Raw genomic sequence first — 9739 nt, 5'->3', positions numbered from 1 at the left:
AATTAACACTAAAGTAAAGTGATGTGTGCTTTTTGGTGTTGAGTGGTGTGCTTTTTGGTGTTGAGTGGTGTGCTTTTTGGTGTTGAGTGGTGTGCTTTTTGGTGTTCTATTAGTGCTATAAACGTTGATATAAAGCCATTCCTTTTTCCCTAAGTATTTAGAAGTATTAATAGAATTATTAATAAATTAGGTGCGCGCGTAGCGCTATGTTTGTGAGCGCAATTCAATAAAACAAAACAACACAAACAAAAGGAGTGAGAGACAAGCTCTCACATTTAACTTCATTCGCTTTGCTCATTGCGCCTCCCTATGGTCGTTACATAAAAAGATCTTGGGCGTTGCCCAAACCCACAAGCGAAGTTCGCTTGACCACCTAATCACTCGCCGTTAGGCAGGCAAAAAAAGCAAGGGTGCTTTTCTTTGCATGCGCAAAAGTGTTTTATCCGCCAGTCTATCAACTCCTTAAAGCCTCAAAAAGGGGCTAACTGCTAAAGCAGAAAGCCCCTTTAATTCGATTTACCGTTGACAGACAGTTAAATAGTGCGTCGACACCTAGCTAATTCATCAATATTTTGCATTCTAAGCCATTTTAAAGATAATTTCATAAAATACACCTGTTAAGCAAAGAAATGCGTCAGAAGCCAAAATACGAGCCCTGAGAGCAACCCAGTCGGAATAACCGCGTACAGATAATTTTTAATCTCATACCAACTCATATGTTTATGTGTACGGTCAATTTCGGTAGATAAACGATTAGCGACTTGGTCCATAGTCCCTTGAACGGTTTGGTTTAGGCTGTCGTTTAGGGCTTTCAACGTGGTGTTGTTGCTCTTTTGCAGACTGTTTATCTGTTGCAATTCGTCGATTGTTTTGCGATTGACCGTCTTTGTTTGTTCGTTGAACTGATTTTGAGCGTCTTTGAGCAGAGCGACTAATCGTTCTCTGCTGGTTTCTTTGCTGTTCTCTAAATTGTTCAAGGTCTCTTGAAAGGCTTGATTGACCTTTTGGCTGGTTTGTTCGATTTGTGTCAGCTGTTCGGTCAGTTCGATTTGTTGTTTGCTTTGTAGTTGAATTTGTGTGCCCTGATAGTTCCTGATTTCTTTCAGGGTCTGGTTGAGCGCTGTTAAATCTGTTTGTATCTGGGTCTCTGGTACGTCTTTCCAACTCATTGTAAATTGCCTCCTTTTCGTAAGCTGTGCCAAGTTTATTACCACGAGCCTTATAATTCGTCCCTGTTAGCTGATAGGTAAGGTCTTTACCTCGTTCCCATACATCTATTGCTTTTTGCTTTAAATCGTCTCTAAACGTCTGAAAATCGCATATAAGCTGATTAGACATGGTACTATCAACTGCTTGTCTGATTTGGTCTTTCCAAGTCGGTTGTCCGCGGTCTTGCATTTTGATTTCGGCCATAGAACGCTTTTCATACCGTTCAGGGTCAGTGTGTGTTACTTCTAGTCCATGTTTTTGTACGATTTCATCGGTGTTATGAACGAGCTTTTCACGATATTCTTGCCAATTTCCATGCATTTTCTTGCCAGTTTCCAAGTCAATTGCCCCAATGACAGCGTGAATATGTAAGGCGTCCGTATCAGCATGTTCATATAGCGCCACCTGTTGATTAGGATAAGTCTTTTGATACACTTCTTTGGCAATATCGAGAGCTTTTTTCTGGTCGATTTCGTTTTTAGGGTCAAATTCCTTTGGACTAAACGAAATACGACTAGCATAGGCTTGTGTTTTACCTTGATTACCGTACACTTCACGGACTTGTTTAAATTGACTTTTAGCATAGTTCACATCAAGGTTTAGTCCGTCCTTTAAGACCGCACGTTTTTCGGCATAATTGACAAGCCGTGACGCACTTGCAGACCGCTTTATGTGAGTTGTTGCCATATCTTTGCCACCTCACTTTGAAGTTCCTGCAATGCTTGGGCGGGGACGTTGCCCCCCTGATTGGCGTGTTTTGTTAATTGGTTGAGATTACCCCCAATTTTTGCTAATTGACGGGCTAACTCTTGCGCTTCTTTTGCGCCAATCTTAGGGGCAACGATCCGCGCCCCCTGTGCCTTCTTTTTGACAAAAGCAGGCACGGACATATTTAAAGTTTTCGCAGATTGCGAAAGCTTTAAATAGTCCTGCTCGCTCACTCTAAAATTGATTTGCCGACTGTCTTTCCGATTGGGTTGTTTATCGGATAGATGGCTAGACATATTGTGTTGTTCGCTCACAAACCCCACCCCCTTTGTTTTGCCTTTCAGGCAAGTGAATTGATTGATTAAGCTCGTGAAACCCTTAGGGTTTCTACTCACATAATAAATCAATTCACGGGGTTTGGCAAGCAACCCACATGCTAGCCACTTACGTGTCTGATGTGGTGCTTGCAAAGGGGACGCTAGCGCTCGCCCCTTGACCCCCTAGCTACGCAAACTCACGGCAAAATGACTAGCTATATGCTAGCCACTTTTTACCAATCGTTGCGTATGCCATTTGCTGATTTATTCCGCAAATGGCGTCTACCCGACGGGGGCTGTCTGCCGAATTATTTTGCATAATAAGCATGATTTCATCAAGACAAATTTTGCACTTGACGCATGCTTTCAGCAGGAGCTTTCCAGCAGACCATTTCATGGAGAGTTCTCCCCGAACAGGGCAAGCGTCTCACGCTTGTAGCAAGGGTTTCAGCCCAATATAATAACTAAAATTTATAAGGTTCCTTTTCAAATGTGTTGATTATCCATTGCAGAGAAAAGAACACAATAAAAATAATAAGAATAGGAAGCAGTCTAGCCAGCCAAATATTGATGTTTGGATCTTGTGATAGAGTATGATAGAGCCATTGATAGTCATGGATTAACACTAGATTTTGAGTTACGTAAACATCGTGATTATCAATCCGCCTATCATTTTTTGAAACGTTTATTGACGACCTATGGTCGTCCTGATTGTCTGGTTACTGATCAATATGCTGGCACTTTAAAGGCTATTAAACAAGTAATTAAAGACGGCTTATTGGTGAAAGCAAATCACCAATGTTCTAAATATCGTAATAATTTGATTGAACAAGATCATCGGTTAATTAAACACGTCTTAGTAAAATCAAGCGGTTTTCAATCACTACGAACTGCGCTAAAAACGCTAAGTGGGATTGAAGTCATGCATCAACTACATAAAGTAAGCCAAAGAGAACCAAGTCTCTTTGGTTTTTCGTCGTCACAATCACTAATCGAATTATTAGTACAATGATCCGTTCAACAATCGTCCCAATGTATTACAAAGACTATTTTGTTAATTTTGCACCAGAACCCCAAAAATGTGGTTGCTAATAAAATTAATTTTCATAATTATTACGAATAAAATTCTCGATATTTTTTTCGTAATGTGGATAGTTATAATTTCCTAAACAACTTACTTTATTTGAATAATATTTAAATAATTCACAACAGAGCTTAAAAGATTGGTATGTCTTTTTATATCCATTCATCTCAAAAGTAGCTAAAAACATATTGAATTCTTTATCAGTTAAATATTTGTTTATAAACTTATAATTCTTTCCCAAACTAAAATCAAAACCCTTATTAAAACCAATATACCAAGACATCATTCTTAATAATTCAGGACGTAAAATATTATTGAAATGATCTAAAGCAAATAATATTTCTCTTCTAAAAACGCCCTTTGCTACATACGTTGAAACACTCCAAAACTCATTGCAGCAATCATGAAATTCTCGTTCTGTTGGTTTTTTTAACCAATAATTTGAGTCATCTGGAACAATTTCTTGAGTCACTAAATTATCTTTATCAACTAAAATTTTTACAAGACCATCAGAGTCATTAAAGTAACGATTTAAATCTTTTAAATTAATTAATGTAATATCCATTTTTATGCCATCTTTAAAGTACATTATATAACTATAACCATAATCTAAATCAGGAGGGAATAATTCCATATCTTCTGGTTTCTGTATGAACAATAATTCTCCAAATAAACTTAACCAACTCTCTTCATGTATGAAACACTCAATATCTGATACGAAAAACGAAAAATCATAATCTTGAAACTTATCTTTTTTTATATTTTCATTAGTTCTTGAACCCTCGAGAGTAATAATTTTTACATTGCTTCGTTGATAAGCAAATTCAGAAACTAAATTTAAAATCTCTTTTTCAGTTCTCATTGTTTTTTTCACTTCCCAAGTCTAAATTTACGTTGCCAAAAATTAATTTGCTTTTGCAATTGTTTTTCGTTCTCTTTCAAAGTCGATTTCATTAATTCCGTTAAATCAATTGGGGATATTTCTTTAATCAAATTTTTATATTTCGTTCTAGAATTTCTATGAATTTTGCCCCATTCTTCTTCATCACTTAATAACATAAAAACAATAGCTCTATCGGAAGTTCGTTTAATAATTTTCCAATCTGGTTTTAAAATATGTAAATCATTAAAAGGTAGCGTCAAGAATCTTGTGTAAATGAAATGCCTTCGTACATATAATCGGAAGTCAGTAGTATCAGTCGTTTTCGTCTTCAATAATGTGATCTTTTGTCTGTCCAAAAATCGTGATTATGTGTTGATCACTTAATCGATAATGAATATTTCGACCGTGTCGCACACTCGTAACAAGATTTAATTGACGTAATAGACTTAGTTGATGGGAAATTGATGATTGACTCATGTCCAAAGTATCGGCGATTTCGCCAACACTCAAGGGTGTTTTTGACAATGCCAGGATAATTTTTACACGGGTCATATCGCCAAAAGCCTTAAAAATGTTGACCATTGATTCTAATTCTTCATTGGCAGGAATACTTTCCTTCAAATGATTCAGAGCAGCTTGATGTTCTTGTTCTGAAAAATCTTTTTCTACCATAATACTTCACCTTTTTTCTACAAATCATTGAATTTCCCTGTAGGATATATTATATTATAGATGAAATATGAATGAATGCTCATATATTCATGTAAACACTTACACAATTGTAGGGAGGATGTTTCTAATGAAATCGTACAATGTCCAATCCGAATATCAAGTAAAAAATAAGCAAACGAAATCAAAACATAAATTAGATCATGAATCCACTGTCAGACTATGGAAATTAGTTATTTCAGCTGTATTTATGATTGCTGGATTCATAGGAATATTCGGTGAACCGATTAATATCGTCCTTTATTTCATGGGTTACTTCGTTATTGGCGGAAGTATCGTCTTAAAAGCAGTTAAAAATATTTTTCATGGTGAAATTTTTGACGAAAATTTCTTAATGACAATTGCAACGGTTGGTGCTCTGATTTTAGGAGAGTATCCGGAAGCTGTCGCGGTCATGTTCTTCTATGAAGTAGGTAACTTATTTGAAGATATTGCGACAAATAATTCTAAAAAATCTATTTCAGCATTATTGGAAGTTAAACCAGTTTTTGCGACTATAAAAATGGCTTCAGGTACTAAGAAAGTTGATCCATCTAAAGTTCAAGTTGGACAGATTATTATTGTTAGACCTGGTGAGAAGATTCCCTTAGATGGGACGGTCGTGTCTGGACAATCGATGGTTGATACATCAGCTTTAACAGGTGAATCGATGCCTCGTAGTATTTATCAAAACGATGCCGCCATGAGTGGCTCTATCAATCAAAACGGTACTTTGGAGATTAAGGTCACAAAGATATATAGTGATTCTACAGTTGCCAAAATATTGGATATGGTCCAAAATGCAAGCAATAAAAAGGCTCCGGCAGAGAAGTTCATTACACGTTTTGCCAAAATCTATACGCCGATCGTAGTTGCTATGGCAGTTGCACTAGCAATAATTCCGTCACTGTTTACTGGCAACTGGGGTGAATGGATCTCACGTGCCTTGGTATTCTTAGTTATCTCGTGTCCTTGTGCTCTAGTTATCTCAGTTCCACTGAGTTTCTTCAGCGGGATTGGAGCAGCATCTAAACAAGGTGTACTAGTAAAGGGTAGCAGTTATCTTGAAGCCTTGAATAGTGTTGATACAGTAGCCTTTGACAAGACTGGTACTTTGACAAAGGGGCAATTTGAAGTTGTTAAAATTGAACCTGTAGCTGGAGTTAAGAGACAAGATTTATTAGGTATTGCGGCTGCAGCGGAACAGAATTCTACGCATCCAATCGCGCAGTCGATTATCAAAGCTTATAACGACGATATGAGTCAGTATCAGGTCACAGATGCGAACGAACATGCTGGTCATGGTTTGAAGGCTATAGTCGATGGCAAACAAGTTGTAGTAGGTAATGATAAGGCAATGTCAGGAATTAATTTCATCAGAGATAATGGAATTGGTACGGTTGTTTATGTCAGTGTTGACGGTAAGTTTATGGGTAGCATTGTGATTGCCGATGAGCCTAAGTCAGATGCACAGGATGCAATTGAATTATTACATCAACGTGGGATTAAGAGTGCCATGTTGACTGGTGATAATGCCATAGTTGGTAGATCGATTGCGGATAAGCTTAAGTTAGACAATGTCTATACTGACTTGTTACCTGAAGATAAGGTTAATATTGTTGAAAAATTACTTGCAACATCTAAGAAGAAAAATAAAAAAGTGGCCTTTATTGGTGATGGTATCAATGATACGCCAGTATTAACGACGGCTGATATCGGGTTCGCCATGGGCGGTCTTGGTAGTGATGCTGCAGTTGAAGCGGCCGATATTGTTATTATGGGTGACGAACCTTCCAAGGTTTCTAAGACGATTAAAATTGCTCAGGTGACTAGAAAAATAGTTATGGAGAATATTAGTTTTGCCATAGGGATCAAAGTTTTGTTCTTAATTCTGGGAGCCTTCGGTTTCGTAGGCATGTGGCAAGCAGTATTTGCCGATGTCGGTGTCACCGTTATAGCGGTATTAAACGCTGTTAGATTACAATTCTTGAAGTGATAAATAATTATAAAAAGGTCCTCGCATTTTATTAAATGCGAGGACCTTTTTTGTAAATACTTATTTTGTCCATTCTTTGATCTTATCCAATGATAATTCATTAACAGTAAGTTCTTTGATATGGGCAGTTATCCAGTCGATATCCTTATTCCACCATTGCAGCTTTTCTAGTTCATTAATCATATCATCAGAGAATCTTTGTTTAATTAGTTTGGCAGGATTACCGCCAACGATTGAGTATGGTTCCACATTGCTAGTTACAAGACTGTTTGCACCGATTATGGCACCATCACCAATATGAACACCGGGTAGAACAGTGACATTTTGACCAAACCATACGTCGTTACCGACTGTCGTATCGCCCTTTAGAGGTAAGTCATCTAGAGTAGGTGTGTTGGCTTCCCAACCGTTACCCTGAATATTAAATGGGTAAGTTGAAATGCCCTTCATCACGTGATTTGCACCATTCATAATGAATTCGATACCTTGGGCAATTGAACAGAACTTGCCGATTATTAGTTTGTCACCTAGGAATTCGTAATGGTGAGTGACGTGTTTTTCAAAATTCTCTGGTTCAGATTTATCATCGTAATACGTGTAGTCGCCCACGATAATATTTGGGGATTTGATTGTATTTTTGATGTAGACCATTTCTTTGATATTGGGGTTGGGATAGATTGAATTCGGATCGGGGTATGATTTCATGAGATGCTCCTTAAATTTAATTGCTGTTATTTAACAGCCGTTACATATATTATAATGTAAGAATACATAATAATTAATATAGATGAACCATGGAGATAATAAAATGATAGCAGGAAGTTTATATCAGAGAATTGCCAGTGATATTAAAAAGAATATTTTATCAGGTAAGTATGAAGTAGGAAACCTTATACCAACAGAGAACGAATTAGAGAAAATGTATAATGTCAGCAAAATCACGGTCCGTAATGCGGTTGAATTACTAGTCAGTGAGGGTTATTTGGTTAAGAAAAGTGGAATCGGAACGACGGTTATTAGCAACAACTTGTTCAATAAATTATCAAAAGCCAGATCATTCTCATCTATTGTCGATGAACACGGTGATTTAACTAAGAAGATTCTACAGATCAAATTAGTTTCGCCAAAGGGAACTCCTTTTGAGGAATCTGGTAAGCAACAGGTTTTGTATATTAAACGTCTTTATTCACTGGATGATAAGCCGTTCATAATTTTTGAACACTATCTTCCAAATGTTGCGATTCAAAATGAATTGAAAGATTTGCGTCACAAATCACTCTACAAAATACTCCAAGAGAGTGGTCAAGAAGTGGCTAGTTTCAAAGATGAATTCAAGGCCGTTAATCTAAAAGATGATGACAAGGAGTTATTGGGTAAGTCGGATACTTTGGCGCTTAATCGTGTTAGAAGAGGTTTTGATCGCTTTGGCAATCTAGTCGAATATTCATTAGCTATGGTAGCGTCAAGAATCTTGTGTAAATGAAATGCCTTCGTACATATAATATGTAACTAACTTCGGTTTTCAGTCGTTCATTCCGTCAAGAACGGGTAATATTTTTTGAAACCTACAAAAAATTCTCATGCCTAGTACTCGACTACATTCTCACTCAAGGTTCAAAAGACATAACTTATAAGTTAAATTTGTGTGAACTCGTTGTAATTGTGGTGAGTTCATGCATTTGTAGCGCAAGAAAACCCACTACCAACAGACTGATAACTGATACAACTAGACTTATTTTTGTGATACTATTCTTCATAGTGAAACTTCCTTTCAAATGGTTGGTTGTTTTGCTAAATTTAGGGATACCGTGAGCTGTGGAGGCTAGGGCGGTATCCCTCTTTTTATTATGAACATCATTTCCCCCCTTATATTAAAAACGTGGGTTACGAATAAAATTATTGTGAATTTCGACTTGAACTACCTCACGACCACGGCGTGCTTGAAATAAAGATAAGTCCATATCATCAATTTCAAGGTTAATTTCTGCAATAGCTGGGTTTAATATTTTATCTTTTAAACGTCCATAGGTGTAACTTTCAGGCGAACCTAACCATTCTTTCCACTCATCAGGCGTTCCTTGAACAATGGCAATTGAACTACCGTTATCTTTATCAGCTTCACGGATCAATTTGTATAACAAAATAGAATATTTACTTTTCAGTTTAACGGTATCAACGAGTAAGTATTGGGTGTAGTGCCCTTTATCTTTTAATTGCAACAAAAATGGCGCAAATTCTTCATTGATTTTGATTTGAAGTTGTCCATTTTCCCAAATATGCACAACTTCAAACCACCCCGTTAGAGTAATACGACGATCCGTCTCACTATAAATACGAAGGCTTTTAGCACGCATGTCTTCTAAATTTTGGGCAAGTTGCGAGTACGTACGACCGCTACGCTTTAATTCAAGGACATTAGACAGCTCATACATTGACGTATGAATGATATTAAAGTGTTTATCATCAGGTTTAATCTTAGAAACAACAAAGTCCATAATCTTCAATTCACGGGCATTTAAATCATGACGTGCCTTAGTAATTAGGTCATTATGTTCAGCCACCTGAAAATATTGTTGGTCTTTAAAATCTTCTTTATTAAAGTTACGGTCACTGACCCATAACATATTGCGTTTATCGACCATAAATTTTCTTCCTTTCGAACATACATTTTATTTTATAAATACACTCTATTACTAATTAACACTAAAGTAAAGTGATTTTTATTTTTTTGGTGTTGAGTGGTGTGCTTTTTGGTGTTGAGTGGTGTGCTTTTTGGTGTTGAGTGGTGTGCTTTTTGGTGTTGAGTGGTGTGCTTTTTGGTGTTCTATTAGTGC

Annotated in this window: 9 protein-coding genes and 1 pseudogene; 3 read left to right on the top strand and 7 right to left on the bottom strand. The window is 36.9% G+C overall.

Annotated elements, in window-relative coordinates; all coding sequences use genetic code 11:
- Positions 1-753 precede the first annotated feature (753 nt).
- Complete coding sequence (locus ATN92_RS03535) at positions 754-1896, bottom strand: relaxase/mobilization nuclease domain-containing protein (protein WP_056950657.1); 1143 nt, start codon at positions 1894-1896, stop codon at positions 754-756.
- Positions 1878-2231, bottom strand: coding sequence for a MobC family plasmid mobilization relaxosome protein (locus tag ATN92_RS03530; RefSeq protein ID WP_056950680.1), 354 nt, complete (start codon positions 2229-2231; stop codon positions 1878-1880). Before ATN92_RS03530 ends, ATN92_RS03535 begins: the two co-directional genes overlap by 19 nt.
- Positions 2232-2832: 601 nt before the next feature.
- Between ATN92_RS03530 and ATN92_RS03525 the strand changes: the two are divergent.
- Positions 2833-3246, top strand: a pseudogene (locus tag ATN92_RS03525) (DDE-type integrase/transposase/recombinase); the annotation flags it as partial.
- A gap of 85 nt (positions 3247-3331) precedes the next feature.
- Here ATN92_RS03525 and str read toward each other — a convergent pair.
- The 3 genes from str to ATN92_RS03510 all read right to left on the bottom strand — a co-directional run bounded on the left by str (position 3332) and on the right by ATN92_RS03510 (position 4873).
- The gene (gene str, locus ATN92_RS03520; protein WP_056950663.1) at positions 3332-4180 is read right to left on the bottom strand and encodes a streptomycin adenylyltransferase Str; all 849 of its coding nucleotides are present in this window, start codon (positions 4178-4180) and stop codon (positions 3332-3334) included.
- Positions 4181-4188: 8 nt separating this feature from the next.
- Positions 4189-4377 (bottom strand): hypothetical protein, encoded by a 189-nt coding sequence (locus tag ATN92_RS03515; protein WP_435369334.1) that lies wholly within the window; start codon positions 4375-4377, stop codon positions 4189-4191.
- Positions 4378-4513: 136 nt separating this feature from the next.
- Positions 4514-4873, bottom strand: a complete 360-nt coding sequence (locus tag ATN92_RS03510; protein WP_025024910.1) for an ArsR/SmtB family transcription factor — start codon at positions 4871-4873, stop codon at positions 4514-4516.
- A gap of 247 nt (positions 4874-5120) precedes the next feature.
- On the opposite strand from ATN92_RS03510, the gene ATN92_RS03505 reads away from it, so the two are divergent.
- Complete coding sequence (locus ATN92_RS03505; RefSeq protein WP_411762952.1) at positions 5121-6905, top strand: heavy metal translocating P-type ATPase; 1785 nt, start codon at positions 5121-5123, stop codon at positions 6903-6905.
- A 60-nt stretch (positions 6906-6965) separates the two neighbouring features.
- On the opposite strand, the gene ATN92_RS03500 is transcribed toward ATN92_RS03505, so the two are convergent.
- Entirely contained in the window at positions 6966-7610 is a 645-nt protein-coding gene (locus ATN92_RS03500) for a Vat family streptogramin A O-acetyltransferase (protein ID WP_056950673.1), read from the bottom strand.
- Positions 7611-7713: 103 nt separating this feature from the next.
- Here ATN92_RS03500 and ATN92_RS03495 point away from each other — a divergent pair, with 103 nt between their 5' ends.
- Positions 7714-8388 carry a GntR family transcriptional regulator gene (locus ATN92_RS03495; protein ID WP_056950674.1) on the top strand — a complete coding sequence of 225 codons (675 nt, stop codon included), beginning with the start codon at positions 7714-7716 and terminating at the stop codon, positions 8386-8388.
- A gap of 388 nt (positions 8389-8776) precedes the next feature.
- Here ATN92_RS03495 and ATN92_RS03490 read toward each other — a convergent pair whose 3' ends face one another.
- Positions 8777-9547 carry a replication initiation protein gene (locus ATN92_RS03490; RefSeq protein WP_056950677.1) on the bottom strand — a complete coding sequence of 257 codons (771 nt, stop codon included), beginning with the start codon at positions 9545-9547 and terminating at the stop codon, positions 8777-8779.
- Between the last annotated feature and the right edge of the window lie 192 nt (positions 9548-9739).

The sequence above is a fragment of the Companilactobacillus bobalius genome (assembly GCF_009764355.1).
Note: the sequence above shows the minus strand (reverse complement) of the source record. Positions and strands in the feature narration are given on the sequence as shown.